At 39.3% G+C, this 19,706-nt stretch carries 18 protein-coding genes and 2 tRNA genes; 15 read left to right on the top strand and 5 right to left on the bottom strand.

Annotation, left to right across the window (positions count from 1 at the left end; genetic code table 11):
• The first annotated feature begins 27 nt into the window (after positions 1–27).
• Together PTQ34_RS02100 and PTQ34_RS02095 are read left to right on the top strand one after the other, a co-directional pair.
• A tRNA-Arg gene (locus PTQ34_RS02100) sits at positions 28–104 on the top strand.
• A 45-nt stretch (positions 105–149) separates the two neighbouring features.
• Positions 150–1,190 carry a D-alanine--D-alanine ligase gene (locus PTQ34_RS02095; RefSeq protein WP_273931808.1) on the top strand — a complete coding sequence of 347 codons (1,041 nt, stop codon included), beginning with the start codon at positions 150–152 and terminating at the stop codon, positions 1,188–1,190.
• Between the two features lie 411 nt (positions 1,191–1,601).
• Here the strand turns inward: PTQ34_RS02095 and PTQ34_RS02090 are convergent.
• Positions 1,602–1,687, bottom strand: a tRNA-Leu gene (locus PTQ34_RS02090).
• A gap of 197 nt (positions 1,688–1,884) precedes the next feature.
• On the bottom strand, positions 1,885–2,193 hold the full coding sequence (locus tag PTQ34_RS02085; RefSeq protein ID WP_273930732.1) for a F0F1 ATP synthase subunit C: 309 nt from the start codon (positions 2,191–2,193) through the stop codon (positions 1,885–1,887).
• 267 nt (positions 2,194–2,460) lie between these two features.
• On the opposite strand from PTQ34_RS02085, the gene PTQ34_RS02080 reads away from it, so the two are divergent.
• The 4 genes from PTQ34_RS02080 to PTQ34_RS02065 all read left to right on the top strand — a co-directional run bounded on the left by PTQ34_RS02080 (position 2,461) and on the right by PTQ34_RS02065 (position 7,121).
• Positions 2,461–4,101, top strand: a complete 1,641-nt coding sequence (locus tag PTQ34_RS02080; protein WP_273931807.1) for a lactate permease LctP family transporter — start codon at positions 2,461–2,463, stop codon at positions 4,099–4,101.
• A gap of 231 nt (positions 4,102–4,332) precedes the next feature.
• The gene (locus PTQ34_RS02075; protein WP_273931805.1) at positions 4,333–5,094 is read left to right on the top strand and encodes a (Fe-S)-binding protein; all 762 of its coding nucleotides are present in this window, start codon (positions 4,333–4,335) and stop codon (positions 5,092–5,094) included.
• Complete coding sequence (locus PTQ34_RS02070; RefSeq protein WP_273931874.1) at positions 5,081–6,499, top strand: LutB/LldF family L-lactate oxidation iron-sulfur protein; 1,419 nt, start codon at positions 5,081–5,083, stop codon at positions 6,497–6,499. The genes PTQ34_RS02075 and PTQ34_RS02070 overlap by 14 nt, the downstream gene beginning before the upstream one ends.
• Positions 6,492–7,121, top strand: coding sequence for a LutC/YkgG family protein (locus PTQ34_RS02065; RefSeq protein WP_273931804.1), 630 nt, complete (start codon positions 6,492–6,494; stop codon positions 7,119–7,121). Before PTQ34_RS02070 ends, PTQ34_RS02065 begins: the two co-directional genes overlap by 8 nt.
• Positions 7,122–7,266: 145 nt before the next feature.
• On the opposite strand, the gene rpsO is transcribed toward PTQ34_RS02065, so the two are convergent.
• A complete protein-coding gene (rpsO, locus tag PTQ34_RS02060; protein ID WP_273930736.1) occupies positions 7,267–7,539 on the bottom strand; it encodes a 30S ribosomal protein S15 in 273 nt (90 codons plus the stop codon).
• Positions 7,540–7,686: 147 nt separating this feature from the next.
• Here rpsO and PTQ34_RS02055 point away from each other — a divergent pair, with 147 nt between their 5' ends.
• From PTQ34_RS02055 to PTQ34_RS02040, 4 genes are all read left to right on the top strand, one after another.
• Positions 7,687–8,112, top strand: a complete 426-nt coding sequence (locus PTQ34_RS02055) for an RrF2 family transcriptional regulator (protein WP_273931803.1) — start codon at positions 7,687–7,689, stop codon at positions 8,110–8,112.
• On the top strand, positions 8,105–10,318 hold the full coding sequence (gene flhA / locus PTQ34_RS02050; protein ID WP_273931802.1) for a flagellar biosynthesis protein FlhA: 2,214 nt from the start codon (positions 8,105–8,107) through the stop codon (positions 10,316–10,318). The genes PTQ34_RS02055 and flhA overlap by 8 nt, the downstream gene beginning before the upstream one ends.
• Before the next feature lie 142 nt (positions 10,319–10,460).
• Positions 10,461–11,489 carry a DHH family phosphoesterase gene (locus PTQ34_RS02045; protein ID WP_273931801.1) on the top strand — a complete coding sequence of 343 codons (1,029 nt, stop codon included), beginning with the start codon at positions 10,461–10,463 and terminating at the stop codon, positions 11,487–11,489.
• Between the two features lies 1 nt (position 11,490).
• Positions 11,491–11,733 (top strand): hypothetical protein, encoded by a 243-nt coding sequence (locus PTQ34_RS02040; protein ID WP_273930740.1) that lies wholly within the window; start codon positions 11,491–11,493, stop codon positions 11,731–11,733.
• A gap of 167 nt (positions 11,734–11,900) precedes the next feature.
• Here PTQ34_RS02040 and PTQ34_RS02035 read toward each other — a convergent pair whose 3' ends face one another.
• Positions 11,901–12,098 (bottom strand): hypothetical protein, encoded by a 198-nt coding sequence (locus tag PTQ34_RS02035; RefSeq protein WP_273931800.1) that lies wholly within the window; start codon positions 12,096–12,098, stop codon positions 11,901–11,903.
• A gap of 209 nt (positions 12,099–12,307) precedes the next feature.
• Here PTQ34_RS02035 and PTQ34_RS02030 point away from each other — a divergent pair, with 209 nt between their 5' ends.
• From PTQ34_RS02030 to dnaK, 3 genes are all read left to right on the top strand, one after another.
• The gene (locus PTQ34_RS02030) at positions 12,308–13,108 is read left to right on the top strand and encodes an HrcA family transcriptional regulator (protein ID WP_273930742.1); all 801 of its coding nucleotides are present in this window, start codon (positions 12,308–12,310) and stop codon (positions 13,106–13,108) included.
• Positions 13,105–13,665: a nucleotide exchange factor GrpE gene (locus tag PTQ34_RS02025; RefSeq protein ID WP_273931799.1), complete on the top strand. Its 561-nt coding sequence runs from the start codon at positions 13,105–13,107 to the stop codon at positions 13,663–13,665. Before PTQ34_RS02030 ends, PTQ34_RS02025 begins: the two co-directional genes overlap by 4 nt.
• Before the next feature lie 424 nt (positions 13,666–14,089).
• Entirely contained in the window at positions 14,090–15,970 is a 1,881-nt protein-coding gene (dnaK, locus tag PTQ34_RS02020) for a molecular chaperone DnaK (RefSeq protein WP_273931798.1), read from the top strand.
• A gap of 363 nt (positions 15,971–16,333) precedes the next feature.
• Here the strand turns inward: dnaK and PTQ34_RS02015 are convergent, their stop codons facing one another.
• Positions 16,334–18,016, bottom strand: a complete 1,683-nt coding sequence (locus PTQ34_RS02015; protein ID WP_273931797.1) for an anaerobic C4-dicarboxylate transporter — start codon at positions 18,014–18,016, stop codon at positions 16,334–16,336.
• Positions 18,017–18,358: 342 nt separating this feature from the next.
• Here PTQ34_RS02015 and PTQ34_RS02010 point away from each other — a divergent pair, with 342 nt between their 5' ends.
• Complete coding sequence (locus PTQ34_RS02010) at positions 18,359–19,120, top strand: TSUP family transporter (RefSeq protein WP_273931796.1); 762 nt, start codon at positions 18,359–18,361, stop codon at positions 19,118–19,120.
• A 251-nt stretch (positions 19,121–19,371) separates the two neighbouring features.
• The gene (locus PTQ34_RS02005; RefSeq protein WP_273931795.1) at positions 19,372–19,701 is read left to right on the top strand and encodes an ArsR/SmtB family transcription factor; all 330 of its coding nucleotides are present in this window, start codon (positions 19,372–19,374) and stop codon (positions 19,699–19,701) included.
• Positions 19,702–19,706 lie beyond the last annotated feature (5 nt).

The following is a 19,706-nucleotide window of genomic DNA, read 5'->3' as shown; positions in this document are numbered from 1 at the left end:
GAATTCTAAATTCTAGAATTCCCTTTTGTCCTCGTAGCTCAGCTGGATAGAGCGCAGAATTCCTAATTCTGAGGCCACAGGTTCAAACCCTGTCGGGGATACCACGATACAATATTTTTAAGACTTCTTTTTATTTTGCAAGGATTATTATGAAATACGCAGTTATTTTTGGTGCACAAAGCTGGGAGCATGAAATCAGCATTGTTTCAGCTGTGGTTATGAAAAAAGTGCTAAACGCCGAGCTTTGTTTTATTTTTATTAGCCCCGAGCGTGAGTTTTATGAGATTGCGCCAAGCGATATGAAAGCTGTGTATTTTGCCACTGGCAAGTATAAAAAAGCCAAGCGTTTGATGATTACCACAGGCGGCTTTGGCAAGCACTCGCTAACTGGCTTTAAAAAGCTTGATGTGGATTGCTATATCAATCTCGTTCATGGTATGGACGGCGAGGATGGTAAGCTAGCTGGAATTCTAGAATTCTACGGTATTAATTTCATCGGTCCTAGATTAGAGGCATCTGTGATGAGCTTTAATAAAGTTCTTACCAAAAAACTCTGCGAGCTTTGCGCTGTGCCTAGTCTGCCTTACGAAGTGCTAAAAAGAGGGGGTAATCTAAGCCTTAGCCTGCCTGCGATTTTAAAGCCAGCAAGGCTGGGTTCTAGCATAGGCGTACAAATCGTGCGCGAACCTAGCGAGCTAGAATACGCCTGCGATGTGGGATTTGAGTTTGATGATACCTTGCTAGCTGAGCCTTTTATAGAGGGCATTAGAGAGTTTAATCTAGCTGGCTTTAAGGCTGAAGGTGAGTTTCATTTTAGCATGATTGAAGAGCCTAAAAAAACAGCATTTTTAGACTTCGAGCAAAAATACCTTAGCTTTTCAGGAGAGAGTGGGAAGCGTAGCGCAGACATTGATGCTAACACACAAAGTGAGCTAAAAGACGCATTTAGGCGTATTTATGAGACTGGCGGCTTTGATGGTGCGCTTATAAGATGCGATTTTTTCTACCACGAGGGCAAGGTGTATCTAAATGAAATCAATCCAAATCCAGGCTCGCTGGCAAACTATCTTTTTGCTGATTTTACAGCCGAGATTGAGTGCTTAGCAAAGCACCTGCCAAAGCCAAAGCAAATCAAAGTAGAGTATAACTTTATAAATGAAATAAACGGCCAGAAAGGCAAAATGGGCTAGTTTTTTGGTGTTTTTAACTCTCTTTTGCTAGTTGTGTTTTTATTTACTTAGATTAGTAAAAACCTAGCAAAACTTTTTAAAACAAAACATCTAAAATTTAAATATCTAGATTTAGCGGTGTTAGCTTTGGTCTTTTTAAACTTGATAGTTCGTATGTAGTCTTGCGCCCATACTCACTGCTTAATTCTTTATTTGGTTTCCAAGTCAATTTTAGAGCGAATTGAGCGTTGTTTTGGCTCTTTTTGTTTTTTTATATTTTCGTAGTTAAACTTGTTTAAATAATGTCGCTGATTTAAGTATTTATTTTTTTTTGGTTTGATTTGCCAGAACCTAAGAAATTTAAAAAAGATAAAAATGCTAAAAAGCATGAAATAACAGGCTTTAAAAAGCTAACAAAGTTATGAAAATAAATGGTGCGATCAGCGAGACTCGAACTCGCACAGGCTTAGCCCACTACCCCCTCAAGATAGCGTGTCTACCAATTCCACCATGATCGCAAGCTAGGGAATTCTAGAATTCCTAAGTAGTAAATTTTTAAATTAGAGAATTCTAGAATTCCTAGTAAAAATCTAGAATTCCCCAAGCGGCTGTGGCGCTAGTGTGGCTGGGGCGAGCTAAAGGTAGAATATATAATTCACCTAAGCTCGCCCCAGCCGCAATAGTGCCGCAATAAGAGCCGCTTTTAATCAAAATCCTATAGGAATGGATTTGCGTAAAGTGCGATTAGCGCAATAACAAGTGTATAAATAACTTGCGCCTCGATCATCGCAAGAGCAATGAACATTGTAGTAAGAAGCTTGCTGCCAAGGCCTGGATTTCTAGCTGTTCCTAGGATAGTAGCTGCTGCTGTATGACCCATACCAACAGCACCACCAAGAGCGGCAATTCCTAGACCAACGCCTGCTGCAAGCACTGAGAATGCTTGAATCGTAGCTGTGGCATCGCCCTCAGCACCAAATGCGAAACTAGCAAAAGCTAGAGCAAGAAGAATAATTTTCTTCATAAGAAGTCCTTTAAAAATATATTTGCGCTTAGTTCGGATAAATTCCCTACTTAGAAACGCTGACAAAATTGTAGCAAAAAATTTGCTGTTTTTTTGCAAAAATTTATAAAAATTTTAAAATTTTAACTAAAATATTAGCAAATATCTAGAATTTTACTAAAAGTGTGAAAAATCGTAACACTCCATAAAAAATTCTTGCTATTTTTTTATAATTTACTAAATATTTTTATAAAATTCAAGCACGGCAATTTTTTTTAAGGAGGGTTTATGCAAGAAGCAAATGTTTCTTGGCTGAGTTTTGGGATCTGTCTTATCCCTATAATCGTGTTTTTCGCCTCGCTCGTGTGGTTTAAGCTTCAAGGCTGGCTAGCTGCTGCTTTGACAGTTTTTATCGCTACTTTGATTGCGATTTTTTACAACGATATTACGCTTGCACGCTCATTTGCTCTATTTTTAGAGGGCTTTTTAAAAGGCATGTGGCCGATTGCGTGGATTATTATCGCTGCGATTTTCCTATACAAATTAAGCGATAAAAGTGGCTATTTTGCGATTTTAAAGCATAGTGTTATTAGCATCACGCCAGATCATCGCATCCAAGTTATTTTGATAGCATTTTGTTTTGGTTCGTTTTTAGAAGGAGCCATCGGCTTTGGTGGTCCTGTGGCTATTACTGCTGCGCTGCTTGTAGGGCTTGGAATTCGTCCTTTATACGCAGCAGGTCTTTGTATGATAGCAAATACCGCGCCTGTTGTGTGGGGTGCGGTGGGAATTCCTATCATCGCTATGGCTCAAAGCGTAGCAAACATCTCAAATACTGATCAAAACCTAATCTCAGCAATGGTAGGACGCATGATAGTGCCTATTACACTTTTTGTTCCATTTTTTATCGTGTTTTTGATGGATGGATTTAAAGGCGTTAAGCAGACTTTCCCGGCAGTAGCAGTAGCTACTTTTAGCTTTGCTATTACGCAGTTTATCAGCTCAAACTACATCGGCGCAGAATTACCTGATATTCTTTCTGCTGTGGTTTCACTGGTGGTTACTACTATTTTCTTAAAGTTTTGGAAACCAAGTGAGATTTTTAGAGTTGATGGTAACGAAGTTGATAATGGCGAGCAAATCAGTGCAAAAGAAACGCTTATTGCTTGGGCTCCGTTTTTAACACTAATTATAACTGTGGTTATCTGGCAGATACCAGCATTTAAGGCTTTGTTCGCACCAGGTGGAGCTTTACACTACACAAATATTATATTTAGCATTGCTCCTGGTGGAAACTCTGAAATCGCTACAAAATGGACGCTTGATCTATTTAAAAGCGCAGGCACAGCGATCTTGCTAGCTGGCGTGATAACTGCTATTATGCTACTTTTGCAGCGCAAAATTGGCATGAAAACCGTGTGGGGCGCAGCTGGTGAGACTTTAAATGATATGAAAATCCCAGTGCTAACAATAGGTCTAGTTGTGGCTTATGCTAGCATAGCAGGTGGTAGCGGACAGGCTAAGATTCTAGGCACCTGCCTAGCGCAAACTGGCGATGCATTTGCGTTTTTTAGCCCGATTATCGGCTGGCTAGGTGTGTTCTTAACAGGTTCTGATACTAGCTCAAACTTGCTATTTGGCGCACTTCAAGTAGAAGCTGCTAAGGTTATCATGGCTGCTCCAAATGCTGCTGTAAAAGAAGGTCTTGATACCTTGTTCCTAGCTGCAAATAGCTTTGGTGGCGTTGTTGGTAAGATGATTAGCCCGCAAAGCATAGCTATTGCCTGCGCAGCAGTTGGACTAGTGGGCAAAGAGAGTGATTTATTTAAATTTACTATCAAATACTCGGTTGCCTTTGTGATTTTCTGCGGTGCTTTGACTTGGGTTTATGCTCATTATTTATACAGCTGGATACCACTAGCTGGGTAGATTTTGCTAGGAATTCTAGAGCTTGAAAATTCTAGAATTCTAGAGTTTATTTTTCTAGGGAATTCTAGAATTCTAGCGTTTATTTTTCTAGGGAATTCTAGAATTCTAGAATTCTAGTGTTTATTTTTCTAAGTAAATCTAGAATTCCCTAGAGATTTTATCTAAAAACTTTGCCGTAATTTTAGGAAATTATTGCTAAAATCACGGGAGAATTTTAATCAAAGGTTAGGGATGAAAGTTTATCTATATAGCACTTGTCTTGGACAAGCCACACTTGGTGCCTCGGCTGTGAGTGCTGCTAAGCTACTTACTCGCTGTGGCGCTCAGGTTGTATATAAAAAAGACCAGACTTGCTGTGGTCAGCCTGCTTTTAATACAGGATATTTTGACGAGGCAAAAGAAGTTGCGCTTTATAATATAAGCCTTTTTGGCGATGGAGATGAGCCGATTTTAGTAGCGGCTGGCTCATGCGCTGGTATGATGGGGCATGATTATATAGAGCTTTTTAAAGGTAGCGAGCATGAAGAAAAAGCTAGAAACTTTGCTTCTCGCTGTAAAGAAGTAAGTAGCTTTTTAAACGAGCATTTAGAGCTTGTCGATAAAGGCGAGCCTGTAAAGGTCAGCTGGCACTCAAACTGCCACGCCCTGCGCATAGCAAAAAGCGTAGAAGCTAGCAAAAGCCTGCTAAGAAAACTCTCAAATGTAGAACTAATCGAGCTTGAGCGTGAAGAAGAGTGCTGTGGATTTGGCGGGACTTTTAGTATAAAAGAACCAGAAATCTCAAACGCAATGGCACTAGCAAAAATCGCTGATATCAAAAAAACCGGTGTAAAATACCTAATCAGCGGCGATGGCGGCTGTCTTTTAAACATAAATGGCACGCTAAGACGCAATAATGAAGATATAAAATGCATTCATTTATACGACTTTTTGCTTGCTAGATTAGAAGGGCAGAGTATAGATGATAAAGGAGTTAGCGATGAGCGCAAATAATGAGCTAATACAAGAAAAACTAAATGATGCGCAAATGCGCGCTAACCTTGATAGCGCAATGCACACCTTACAGCGTAACCGCAAAAATCTAATCGCAGCAAACTTCACAAATTGGCAAGAGCTAAGAGAGAGAGGCAAAAATGTCAAGCAAAATGCGCTAAATAGCCTAGGTGAGCGTGTTGAAGAGTTTGTTAGCAATGCTAGCGCAAATGGCTTTAAGGTTCATTTTGCCGCAAATGGTGATGAGGCTTGTGCTATTATCCTTGATCTAATGGAGTCAAATGGCATAGATACCATACTAAAAGGCAAATCTATGGCTAGCGAGGAAATAGGGCTAAATCATTATCTCCAAAAGCACGGACTAAGGCCGCTTGAGACTGATCTTGGAGAGGTTATTATCCAGCTGCTTGATGAAGCACCTGTGCATATCGTAGTGCCTGCAATTCACAAAAACCGCTATGAAGTAGGCGAGATTTTTGCTAAAAGCTGGGGCGTACAAAAAGAAAGCGAACCAGAAAAGCTAAATGAAATCGCAAGAACTAAGATGAGAGCTGAGTTTAAAAAGCTTCAAATGGGACTAAGTGGCGTGAATTTCGCCCTTAGTAAAGAAGGAGCGATCTGGCTTATAGAAAATGAGGGCAATGGCAGGATGAGTACCACTATGCCCGATATTCATGTAGCAATCTGCGGACTTGAAAAAGTAGTTGAGAGCATAGAAGACGCAGCTACCATTGATACCTTGCTTTGTCCAAGTGCTACTGGGCAATTTATCTCAAACTATAATAACATAATCAGTGGCCCTAGAAGAGAGGGCGAAAAAGATGGCCCAAAAGAATGCCACATCATCATGCTAGATAACGGCAGAAGCGATATGCTCTCTCATCCTGAGTTTAGCGAGGCACTGCGATGCATTCGCTGTGGGGCTTGTATGAACTTTTGTCCAGTGTATGAAAAAATCGGCGGCCACAGCTACCGCGCTACTTATCCAGGACCTATTGGAGAGGTTATTAGCCCTCAGCTTTTTGGTATGGATAAATACGGTGATATTACTGATCTTTGCTCGCTTTGTGGGCGTTGCTCTGAGGTTTGTCCTGTAAAAATACCTCTAGCTGATCTCATACGCAAACTGCGCCGCGAAAGAGCAAATCCATCTAAAAGCACTCTAAAAACAAAAGCCAAGCCAAAAATGGCGCAAAATATCGCCTTTAAAGGCTTTGCTAGCTTAGCTACTTCTGGGGCAAAATGGCGCTTTATGATCTCATTAGCTCACAAAATGCACTCTTTTGTGCCAAAAATGAGCTTTGTGCCTATGCTAAAAGCGTGGAGCAAATACAAAGAACTACCTAGTCTAAAATACGACCTAGACGCAAATATCAAAAAAGTTGAGGGGGTGATTTATGAGTAAAGCAGAGATTTTTAATGCGTTAAAAAATGGAGCTAAACACGAGACGCTTTTTAGCGGTGCGACCCCTGATCCAAAAGAGTTTATTGTGGGTGCTGATAGTGATATTGTAGCTGAGTTTATCGCAAGGGCAAGTGCGAATAAAAGTATCATTATAGAAAGTAGCGAACAAAGGCTAAAAGATAGCATAAATGAAATCATCGCCAAAGAAAATGCTAAAAATCTCATCTATCCCCAAAATCTAGCTTCTCTTGCCAGTGAGCTTGAAATAGAGAGTAAATTTGCCTTTGATAATGATATAGAGAGCTTTAAAGAGCGTATATTTGACTATGATATCAGCGTGATAAATGCTCGTGGTGGGGTATCAAGCCACGGTGTAACTTGCGTAAGTAGTGCCGATGCACCTAGACTACTTAGCCTTGCGCCAAAGATTTGCGTGGCTATTTTAAAGCGTGAGAATATAGTAAAATCACTAAGCGAACAACTAAATAAAATCAAAGCAGAAGATGGCAGGCTGCCTACAAATGTGGTCTTTATCTCAGGGCCAAGCAGAACTAGCGATATAGAACTTCAGCTTGTCCTTGGAGTGCATGGCTCACAGATTTTTTATGTAGTTTTAGTGTAGTTTTTTGAGCGTGGCTTGTATGAGTTACGCTCTAGATATAAGAAATTCTAGATTTATTTAAAAAAATGCTGTGAATTTAAAAAATAAGGCAAAAAATCTAGAATTCCCAGTACAGGAATTCTAGATTTTTATTTAAAATAAGAGCTTATTTATCTCTTAGACCAAGTTCGCTAACTACTTTTGCGTAAGTGTCGTATTTAGTAGCTTTTAGGTAGCGAAGTAGGCGTTTTCTTTGACCTACTAGTTTAAGTAGACCTAAGCGAGAGCTAAAATCTTTTTTGTTGATTTTAAGGTGCTCTGTAAGCTCACTAATGCGAGCAGTAAGTAGTGCGATTTGAACCTCGGTAGAACCGGTGTCACCTGATTTTCTAGCGAATTTTGCGATAATTTGCGATTTTTTCGCCGTATCCAAAGCCATAGTAGCCTCCTGATAGGTAATATATTTTCGTAAAACGAAGTCGGCATTTTAGCAAAAATTTCAAAATTTCAGCTTAAATTTTTAAAATTTTCAAGTGCTTTTAACCTTATTGTGCTAAAATCTCGCTTTTAATTATAAGGATAAAATATGCTTTTTACCAGAGCTAGTGAGTATGCACTATTAGCAAGTATTTATTTGCGTGATAAAACTGAACCAAAAGATGTAGGGCAAATCGCAGAGGAACTTGATATTTCAAAGTCCTTTCTAGCAAAGATTTTACAATGCTTAGCGCGCGATGGAATTTTGAATTCCACAAAAGGCGCAAATGGAGGTTTTTGCCTAGCAAAAGATGCAAATGAGATAAAAATAACAAGTATCATCAAATCAGCTGAAAAGCACGATGCAAGCGTTTTTCTCTGCTCAGGTGATCTTAAAGACTGCCCTAGAGGCATAGCACAAAGCTGTGATGTTTGGCATCTTTTTGCCTCGCTTCAAGCTGTGGTGGATAATTTTTTAGACACTATTACCTTAGCTAATCTTGGATGCAAAGAGAATAAAGAAAATAATGCCTAAAAAACAATCAATTTTACAACTCATCGCTCCATATCTAGCGCCTATTTTGGCGCCTGTTATGAAAAGCAAGAGTCTTACTATTGTTTTTGTTATTATGGCGATTTTGACAATTATCATTGTGCCTTTGCCTACGGCGGTGCTAGACTTTTTTTTGGCACTTTCAATCTCGCTTTCTGTGCTTATTATCCTAATTGCAGTTTATATACCAAAGCCAACTGATCTTAGCACCTTTCCGACGCTAGTGCTTATTATCACGCTATTTAGGCTGTCTTTAAATATCGCTACAACCAGAATGATTTTAAGCAATGGACAAAACGGCCCAAGCGCTGTAAGTGAGATCATCGCTAGCTTTGGCGAGTTTGTGGTGGGTGGAAATTTCGTTATAGGCGTTATTATCTTTTGTATTTTGGTGCTTATAAACTTTATGGTTGTAACCAAAGGCTCAACGCGTGTAAGTGAGGTTCAAGCTCGCTTTACGCTTGATGCGATGCCTGGTAAGCAAATGGCAATAGATGCTGATCTAAACTCAGGGCTAATCGATGAGGCCACTGCTCGCAAACGCCGCCAAGATATACAAAGCGAAGCTGCGTTTTATGGAGCGATGGATGGATCTTCTAAGTTTATAAAAGGTGACGCTGTAGCTGGTATTATCATTACAATAGTAAATATCATCGGTGGCTTTGCTATAGGCGTGTTTCAGCATGGCATGGCAGCAAGTGACGCAGCTAGCACATACACAATCCTAACCATCGGCGATGGCCTTGTAAGCCAAATACCAGGACTTATAACATCAACTGCTACTGCCATCATCATCACTCGCTCAAGCGGTGGTGGCGATGATGAGAAAAACTTCGCAGAAGGCGTGGTTGATCAGCTTTTTGGCGAGAGTAGGACGCTATTTATCGTGGGCGGAATTCTCTTTTTGTTTGCCCTTGTGCCAGGTCTACCTACGCTCTCACTTGGTTTTATGGGTTTGGTGTTTTTAGGTATAGGTTTTGTGATTTATAAAAGCCAAAATGGTGGCTTTGAGATGCTAAATGCCTTTAAGGCAAAAGTTAGCCCACCAAGTGCTGGTGGGACAAAACCAGGTGCTACGCCAGATAGTAGCGCAGCCGCATCAGCTGCTAAGCCAAAGAAAAGTGATGAGCAAATAGCAAAAGAAGAACAAAGTAAAATCGATGATATACTAAAAATAGAGATTTTAGAACTTGATCTAGGCTATGGTCTACTAAAACTTGCTGAGAGTGAGATAATAGAGAGAATTCGTGGTATGCGCAGAAATATCGCTAGCGCATTAGGCTTTATCATGCCAAAAATCCGCATCCGTGATAACCTAAGCTTGCCGCCAAATGATTATATATTCAAGCTAAAAGGCGTGCCTATTGGCTCTGGGCAGATTTATCCTGATAAGTTTTTGGCTATGGATAGTGGCTATGTGAGCGCAAATATAGATGGAATTCCTACAAAAGAGCCAGCCTTTGGCCTTGATGCGCTGTGGATAGATAGCAAAAGCAAAGAAGATGCTATTTTAAATGGCTACACTGTGGTTGATCCAGCCAGTGTGATTAGCACGCATATGAGTGAGCTAATCAAACAAAACGCAAGCGAGCTTTTAACCAAACAAGAGACGCAAAATCTGCTTGATAGACTAAAGACTGATTATCCAGTAGTTGTAGAAGAAGCAATGAAAAGCTGTGATGTGGGACTTGTGTATAATGTCCTCCAGCTTCTGCTAAAAGATAATATACCTATAAAAGATATGCTAAGTATAGTTGATGCAATTGATAGCCTAACCAAGCGAAATATCAAAGATGCTGAGATAATAAGCGAGCATGTGCGAAGTGCTCTAAGCCGTGTAATCACCGATCTATACAAAGACAGCAATGGCAAGCTAAACTTCTACATCCTAGAAGCTAGCGCACAGCAAAAGCTAGTTGAGAGCGTGACTTACAAAGACGGCAAGTATAAAATCGCAATAAGCGCAGCGCAAACAACAGCCCTAGTAAATGCTCTAAGGGTAGCAAAAGAGGCAAGACCGATGAGTGCTGAGGGCGAGATGGTGCTGTGCGTAGACCCTAGTATAAGGCGCTTTTTAAGCGATGCGAGCATAAACTTTAGCCTTGGAATTGTGGTGATTAGCTTTGCTGAGATTGCCAAAGGCTCGCAGTGGGAAACTCTTGGTATGATAGAAGTGCCAGGGTTATAAGGAATTCTAGATTTGTTTGAGGTTTTTTGTAGTTTTTTGTAAAGAATTCTAGAATTCCTAGACGGAATTTTGACGGAATTCTAGAATTTCTAGACGGAATTTTAGAATTCCCGCTAAAATAAAGATAAATTAAAGGATAAAAATGAAAATTATACATTTAAGCCACACGGATTTAGATGGCTACGGCTGTCAGTATGTAAGCAGATTTTTTCTTAGCAAGCGTTATGAGATGAGCTTTTATAACTCAAATTATGGTAAAGAGATTGAAGAAAAGTTTGATATGATCTTAGCTGAGATTGACAGCGGTAATGAAAAAGCCATGATAATAATTAGCGACCTTAATCTTACCCCAGCGCAGTGTGATAGCTTTGCTGCAGCTATTAGAGAGAGAAGCGGCGTAAAGCTAGTGCTGCTTGACCATCACATCACAGGTGAGGTTTGTGAGAGAGAAAATACGTGGTATTACCTTGATGATAGCCGCTGTGCGACTAAGATTTGCTATGATTTTTTTAGCGGTATTTTTGGGGGCAATGAAAGACTTAGCGCAATTGTTGATACTATAAATGCTGTTGATATCTGGCTGGATGATGATCCACGCTTTGAGCTTGGCAAGGTCTGCATGGGTGCGATTTCAAGCGCAAAAGAGATAAATAAAGTTATGTTTAATGTCCAGGGTATGAGCTATATTTTTTATATGATTGAGCGTTTTGGGGATTTTTGTGGGGTGGCAAATGGCCATATCGCCCTTGATGATGCGCTGCATAGCATAAAAAAGGACTTTTTTAGAAAAGGTAGCGACGATACTCTAAGCAATCTAGTCTCGCGCTATATGGTAGGGCTTCTAAGTGAGGCAAAGGATGAAATGAGCGTAGAATACAGAGGTCACAAAGGGCTAGTTAGCACAAACATAGGCGATGTCTCAGTTATCGGCAATGACTTTTTGATGGCAAATAGTGAGTATGATTTTTTTATCAATGTAACGAGCAAAAAGACGCTAAGCTTCCGTGGTAATGGCAAGGTAGATGTAAGCAAAATGGCAGCCGAGCTAGTAGGCGGGGGTGGTCATGCTAATGCTAGCGGTGGGTTTTTTGCTGGCTTTAGAGATGGATACGACTACGCAGAGATTAGAGCACAAATAGAAAATCTCATAAAAGAAAGAACAGGAGAATAAAATGAAAGATTATGAAAAAGAAGTTAGTCTTGAAGAGCTAAGCTACGAGCTTGATGTGATGCTTGAGGCAATGCTACTAAATGCTGGGGTTAAGCGAAATAAGCTTGAAGAGGCTTGCGAGCTGTATGTAGAAAACATAGATGATGTGCTTGCAAGCCTTGATAAGAGCGTGGACGGCGTAGATGAAATACTAGCTGTGGTAGAATACCTGCGTAAAAATCACGCCGAGCTTTTTGGCAAATAATCTGTGCTTTGGCTTAGTAAAATCTAGAATTCCTAGGTGTTTTTGTCTAGGAATTCTAGTTTTGGTTATGATTTTTCTTGGGAATTCTAGAATTCCTAAGAAATTTTTAGTGATTTTATAAAATTGCTTGGTCTTTTGTAGCTTAAAGTATGATTATTTAAGTCTTTTTAGAATTTTTTAGAATTGATAGTTTTTATATGTAGGAATTCTAAAATTTTTTTATTTGAACTTAGCTTATTGATATAATTTTTGCTAAAAGCTTTGATTGCCAAAAATGTACGCAAAGCTAGTGGTTTGCGAGCGTATTCTAGTTTTGCAAACAAATCACTCAAATCTGCTTTTTCTTGTAAAGTTAAGCTTGTCATATTCATCCCTAAAATCTATCAAGTTATTTAAAGGTCGTTATTTTAGTTTAATTTTCTTTAAACATTTATTAAATTTTACATAAAATTTTAAATATTTTTATATATAAAATAATTTTTTTTCTAAATACCCTTGACATTACTTCGCTCAAGTTGTATAATTCACTTAGCACTTGAAGTAGTAGAGTGCTAAAAAACTAAAAAAGCATAAAATGAAAATAGATAAAAGAGACATAATTTTACAAAGCATTATCCAAGCGTATCTAGAGCAAAACACTCCAGTAGGTAGCTCTGTTTTGGAGAGTAAAATCGCTGATATTTTCTCTCAAAACATACCAGCAAGCACGATAAGAGTGTATTTTAAGCGTCTTAGCGATGAGGGTGCTATCACTCAGCTTCACATAAGCGGTGGGCGAATTCCTACTTCGCTAGCGATGAAATACTACTGGCAAAACAATCTAGTCTCAGATGAAAATCTTAGCATTGATGATGATGAAGTGCTAAGTTTTTTGCTCTCTCGCTTTGATATTTATTGTATGATTTTTGGGGCGAATAATCCGCAATTTACCAAACTTCACAAAATAGATGATAAGTTTTTGCTACTTGAGCTTGAAAATGAAAGCTTTAGCATAACTTACTCGCCAAAGGTGGAGAAGTTTCTTAGCTCGCTGCTTGGCTCCAGCCTTGATGAGCTAGAGCTTGTCAGCATTCAAGTGGGGCTTTCTCAGCTAAGGGCTAAGATTAAAGAGTTTAAACGCTCTCTAATTTATTTTCAAGAAAATGAAAAAGTAGCTTTTAAGATGTTTGGTGATGAGCGTATAAAAATTGCGCTTGATCCTATTTTTGCTCGTTCATTTAAAAGTAAAATAGCCTTTGAGCCACTTTTTGATGATGGTTTTATGGGCTTTATGCAAAGTGTGAGCTTTTTGGGCAAGCCTGCTACTATGATTTGTGCAGGTAGCGTGTATAACGACTATGAGAAGTTTTTAAATACTATAAAGGAGGCTTCGTGAAAGAAGAAAACAAAGATGATTTAGTAAATTTTGACGCTCTAAAAGATGAGCAAAAAGAACAAAATCAGCCTGAGAACCAAGAAGTAGCACAAGATGATGCTAAGGCTTTGGCTATTGCTATGGAAGAGCTAGCAAATGTAAAAACAAAGCTGATCGAGGCTCACGCTGATTTTGAAAACATAAAAAAACGCCTTGAAAAGGAGAAAATCACAGCTGTAAATTTCGCAAATGAAAGCTTTGCTAGGGATTTACTTGGCGTGATTGATGCCCTTGAAATGGCGCTAAATACGCAAATTAGCGAAGAAAACGAGCAGGCAAAAAGCTTAAAAGAAGGCGTAAGCCTTACGATTGAGAGCTTTAAAGCTGCCCTTGCTAAGCACGGCGTAAAGATGATAGAAACTAGCGTTGGAGGCGAGTTTAACCCTGAAATTCACAATGCTATGAGCTATGTAGAAAGTGATAGCATAGCAAGTGGGTTTATAGCGCAAATCTATCAAAATGGCTATATGTATAATGAGCGTATTTTGCGCCCAGCGATGGTGCTAATAGCTAAGTAATAATTAGGGGCAAATTGTTATAGCGGACGAATTGCACCAAAATCACGGGCGGCACGCCTTGGGATGAATTTTGTATTCTATCTCTGCGGAGCACCGCCCACGCTTTTGGCACACTACGCCCACTATAAAATTTGCTAGGCGGAATTCTAAAATTTAGAATTCTCAAAACAATTAAATCGGTTCTAAGGTTTTGAGGTAAATTTCACTAAATACAGCGCAGGACTAGCCGTGGGATGCCGTAGCGGTAGCATTCAAGCAAATTTTCGCTGAATTTTTTTGCTTCGCAATCCGTTGGCTCAAGGCGATAGCCGCAGGAAAACAGCGAAAATTCGCTTGTAAGGTTTTGGGCTGCCCAAGCTGTATTTAGCGAAATTTACCCTAAAACTGAACCGACACAAAAAATAAAATTTTAAAAGGATAAACAATGGCAAAAGTAATAGGAATCGACCTAGGAACAACAAACTCATGCGTAAGCGTATATGAGAGAGGCGAGAGCAAAGTAATACCAAATAAAGAAGGTAAAAACACAACTCCAAGCGTAGTGGCTTTTACTGATAAAGGCGAGATTTTAGTAGGCGATACAGCAAAACGCCAAGCAGTAACAAACCCAGAAAAAACAATCTTTTCAATCAAGCGCATCATGGGTCTAATGATGAACGAAAAAAACGCACAAGAAGCAAAATCACGCTTGCCGTATCACATCACAGATAGAAATGGCGCATGCGCAGTAGAAATCGCAGGCAAAACCTACACCCCACAAGAAATTAGCGCAAAAGTGCTAATGAAGCTAAAAGAAGATGCTGAGGCGTATCTTGGCGAAAAGGTAGTAGATGCTGTTATTACCGTGCCAGCGTATTTTAACGACAGCCAAAGAAAAGCTACAAAAGAAGCAGGTACAATCGCTGGGCTTAATGTACTTCGCATCATAAACGAGCCAACAGCAGCTGCGCTTGCGTATGGACTAGATAAAAAAGAAGCTGAGAAAATCGTAGTTTATGACCTAGGTGGTGGAACCTTTGATGTAACTGTGCTAGAAACTGGCGATAATGTAGTAGAGGTGCTAGCAACTGGTGGTAATGCGTTTTTAGGTGGTGATGACTTTGATAATGCGCTAATTGACTTTTTGGTTAGTGAGTTTAAAAGCGAGAGCGGAATCGATCTAAAAGGCGATGTAATGGCTCTTCAACGTCTAAAAGAAGCCGCTGAAAATGCTAAAAAAGAGCTAAGCTCTGCTATGGAGACAAATATAAATCTACCTTTTATCACAGCTGATGCTACAGGTCCAAAGCACCTTACAAAGACTATTAGTAGAGCGAAGTTTGAAGGGCTTATAGAAAACTTCGTAAGCCAAACAATCAGCAAAATCAATGAAGTAGTAAAAGATGCAAATGTAAGCAAAAGCGATATAAAAGAAGTAGTAATGGTAGGCGGTTCAACTCGTGTGCCACTAGTTCAAGAAGAAGTAAAAAAAGCCTTTGGCAAAGAGCTAAATAAAAGCGTAAATCCTGATGAAGTAGTAGCAATCGGTGCTGCTATCCAAGGCGCTGTAATTAAAGGCGATGTAAAAGATGTACTTTTGCTTGATGTTACGCCACTTAGCCTTGGTATTGAGACGCTTGGTGGGGTTATGAGTAAGCTAATAGAAAAAGGCACTACAATCCCAACTAAAAAATCTCAAACCTTCTCAACCGCAGAAGATAACCAAAGTGCAGTTACTATAAATGTGCTTCAAGGCGAAAGAGAGTTTGCTAGGGATAATAAATCACTTGGAAATTTCAACTTAGAGGGCATTATGCCAGCACCGCGTGGCGTGCCACAAATCGAAGTAACCTTTGATATAGACGCAAATGGAATCTTAACCGTCTCAGCCAAAGACAAAGCTAGCGGCAAGGCGCAAAACATTACTATTTCAGGCTCAAGCGGTCTAAGCGAAGAAGAAATAAACAAAATGGTAAATGACGCAGAAGCCCACAAAGAAGAAGATAAAAAGCGCAAAGAAGCAGTAGAGGCTAGAAACGCAGCCGATAGTCTAGCTCATCAAACAGAAAAAAGCCTAGCCGAGCTTGGCGAGAAAATCGCTAGCGAAGATAGAGCAAAAATAGAGGGCGCATTAAATGATCTAAAAGATGTGCTAAAAGATGAGAGTGCTAGCAAAGAGCAAATTGATATAAAAGTAAAAGCTCTAAACGACGCTAGCCACAAGCTAGCAGAAGCTATGTATAAGCAACAAAACGAGGGCGCAAACTCTGGTGCTGATAACAAAAAGAAAAAAGACGATGATGTAATCGACGCTGAGGTAGAATAATAGCTTAGCATAAATCTTAGCATAAACCTTAGGGAATTCTAGATTATTTCTAGAATTCCCTTTTTTTATTTCACTATTTTTTTAAAATTTTTTAAAGCAATATAAAATCTAGAATTCCTTATCTTTAATCTACTCTTTTTTAATCTAGAAAATCTAGAATTCCTAGTGCATTTTAGGAATTCTAGATTTTTGCTACCTTTTAATCTAGGAATTCTAGATTTTCTTATAAAATTGATTAAGAATTCTAGAATTCCTAGAGCTTATAAAGATAAGATTAAAGATTATATTTGTAAGGTTTAAAAAAGGCTACTCTTAGGAAAATTCCTAAGAGTAGGGAGGCTTAAGCCCTAGCAAAATTAAGCATTAAGCAAAATAGCCATAAAGACCAGCTAGGATGTATCCTGCCACGCATGAGAAAAATACGCCAATTAGTCCTGGGAAGATAAAGCTGTGGTTAATAACATATTTGCCTATGTGTGTTGTGCCTGAGCGGTCAAACTGAATGCCAGCCAAATCGCTTGGGTAAGTAGGCAAGATATAATATCCATAGCAAGCAGGAGCAAATGCTAGGATAATCGCAGGGCTTACGCCGATTGCAAGTGCTAGTGGAACGAAAGCCACAAGCGCAGCTGCTTGGCTATTAACAAATTTTGAGATAAGCAGTAGCATAATAGCATAAGTCCATGGATGCTCTTTTACGATATCGCCTAGGACTGCTTTCATCATCGGAGTATGGACGCCAAACATAGTCTCAGCCATCCATGAAATACCAAATACCGCAACAAGCGCAATCATACCAGAGCGGAATACTTCGTTTTTGCTGATGTTAGCAGCGTTTGTGCCAGTTACGATAAGGATAATCGCACCTGCTAGAAGCATGAAGATTTGGATTACATGAACCATGCTAAGTTTGCTTGTGCTTTTTGTTTTGTTTGCTAGACTGATGTGAGAGTCTGGGTAGTTTTTAACAGATCCATCAGCCAAAGTGTAGTTTACACCATTATCATCTACGCTTAGAGTGGCTGTGCTGCCATCTTTGTTTGTGATAGTCATGCTTGAGATATTATCTGAGTAGTTTTTGATTTTACCACCAGCTACATTTACGCTAGCATCTACGCCGCCAACGCTGATTTTAGCGTCTTTTAGACTGATTTTTTCTACTACTTTATTTTCAGCTGTATTTGCGATGATTTCTACCACAGCAGCATCTTTTGTGGCTGGCCAGCTTGGGCGTAGGTTGCTCCAGTATCCTAGTATTGCTACTATTGCGATAGTTGCGAAGAATATCCACATCGCAGCCCAGCTCTTACCAGGTAGCTTTTTGTTAAGTAAAGTAGCGTTGTCATCAGCGCCGTAAATATATTTTCTTTGCTCAGGATCAGCTATTTTTGCTTGGAATTCTGGGTCTTTATCAAGGTCTTTTCCTCTAAACCAAGAGAAAATTCCCACACAAAGTACACCAAAATAAGTAGCTGGAATAGTGATTTTAAGTAGATCTACATAGCCATCAAAGCCAGCAAGCTTGCTATCAGCTGCTAGTAAAAACGCTGTAAGGCTCACAACTGCCACTGAAACAGGGCTAGCGATGATACCCATTTGCGCTGCGATTGTGCTAGCTGCCATTGGACGCTCTGGGCGGATATTGTTTTTGATAGCTATATCGTAGATAATAGGCAAAATCGTATAAACAACATGTCCAGTACCACAAAGTATAGTAAGTGTGCTAGTAACAAATGGAGCTAGTATGCTTACATATTTTGGATTGCGGCGGAGTATTCTCTCAGCGATTTGTAGCATAACATCCAAACCACCGCTTGATTGCAGTGTGGCAGATGCGACCACCACAGCTAGGATAACTAGCATAACATCGATTGCTGGTTTGCCAGGCTGAATGCCAAAACAAAAAACTAAAACCAAAAGTCCCACGCCACCAAGCATACCAAGGGCAACACCACCCTTTTTGGCACCATAGAACAAACAAATAAGCACGATGGCAAGCTGTATGATAAACTGCGTGCCTTCACTAAGATTCATTAAAAATTCCATGAATCATCCTTTCTGTATAATGTGTGTGGCTTAATTGTAGTTTAAATTACTTTACGAAATACTTAAAAGTTTAAAAAATTCAATTTTTATTAATTTTAGCTAAAAATTGCGAAAATTAGGGAACATTTTTTGCTAATTAACATCTAGAAATTTTTAAAACAAAGGTCTAGCATGCAAAAAAACAAAGAGTATTTTGGGGTAAAAAACAGGGCTATAGAGCTCTTTGAAGCGATTTTTGAGCTAGAAGCCAAGCTAAAAGAAGTGCTGCAAAATAGATGAAATCACAAATGAGTTTTTGCTTGGCTTTGAAAATGCTAATAAATAGTTATAAGGAATTCTCTAATGGAAGATCTCTCACTCTGGATTTATATAGCGATGTTTGGCGTGGCTTTTGTGGCTGGGTTTGTAGATGCTATTGCTGGTGGTGGAGGGCTTATTACCATACCTATGCTTATGGCTGTGGGCTTGCCACCGCACGTAGCTTTGGCTACAAATAAATTCCAAGCCCTTTGGGGCACGGCTATGGCTAGCTGGCACTTTGCTCGCTCTGGGCTTTTGGATTTTAGAAGTGTTATTATCCCTTCGCTGTGGGTTTTTGTCTGTTCTGGGCTTGGTAGTTTAGCGGTGCTTTCAATTAGCCCTGAGTATTTGCGCGCGGTAATTCCATTTTTGCTAATTGCGATTTTTTTGTATGTGCTTTTTAGCCGGGGAGTAGGCCAGAGCGACAGGGACGCAAAGCTAAAACCTTTTATATTTTATTTTATTTTTGGTGCTGCTATTGGCTTTTATGATGGATTTTTGGGGCCTGGGACTGGTAGCTTTTGGACCTTTGCTTTGGTTGCGATTTTGGGCTTAGAGATGAAAAAGGCTGTGGCTCAAACCAAGGTTTTAAACCTTGCTTCAAATGTTTTTTCTTTTATAGTTTTTGCTTTTAGTGGCAATATTTTGTGGTTGCTTGGTATCACAATGGCAATAGCGCAAATAATCGGCGCAAGGCTAGGGGCAGCAATGGTGGTAAAAAAAGAAGTTCATTTTGTAAAAAAAGTCTTTTTAATCGCTGTTTTTGCTAGCATTTGTAAGCTTATTTATGATTTGGTGAAATAGTTTTTTAATCTTGCTTAATTTTGCTAAGGAATTTTAGAATTTAGATTTTGGGAATTCTAGATTTTGCCTTAGGGAATTCTAGTTTATCTTGGGAATTCTAGAATTCTAAAGTTCTAGAATTCCTAGCAAAAATCTCTACATTTATATTAGGAATTCTAGAATTCCCTAGATTTCAGCTTACTTTAATCTTTATAGTTTTATAATCTCACATATGAAAATATATTCATATATTTAAATAAAAAGGGACAAAAATGACAAAAGAAATGCTAGAAAAGCACAGCTGTAATTTAGACGATATCCCAAGCGATGATGAGCTTTTGGATTTGGCTGAGCTTTTTAAGGTTTTTGGCGATAGTGCTAGGGTAAAAATTCTCTTAGCTCTTTTTCAAAGTGAGTTTTGCGTGGCGCATTTGGCGCAGATTGTTGGGCTTTCATCCTCAGCGACCTCTCATCAGCTACGCATTTTAAAATCCGCTGGTTTAGTGAAGTTTCGCAGAGAGGGCAAACAGCTTTTTTACTCTCTAAGCGATGCGCATGTATATTCTATACTTAAAGCTGGCTTAGAGCATATCAGCGAGTAGGGGGC

Origin of the sequence: Campylobacter magnus (assembly GCF_028649595.1) — a bacterium.
In the GTDB taxonomy this organism is placed as follows: Bacteria; Campylobacterota; Campylobacteria; order Campylobacterales; family Campylobacteraceae; genus Campylobacter; species Campylobacter magnus.
Note: the sequence above shows the minus strand (reverse complement) of the source record. Positions and strands in the feature narration are given on the sequence as shown.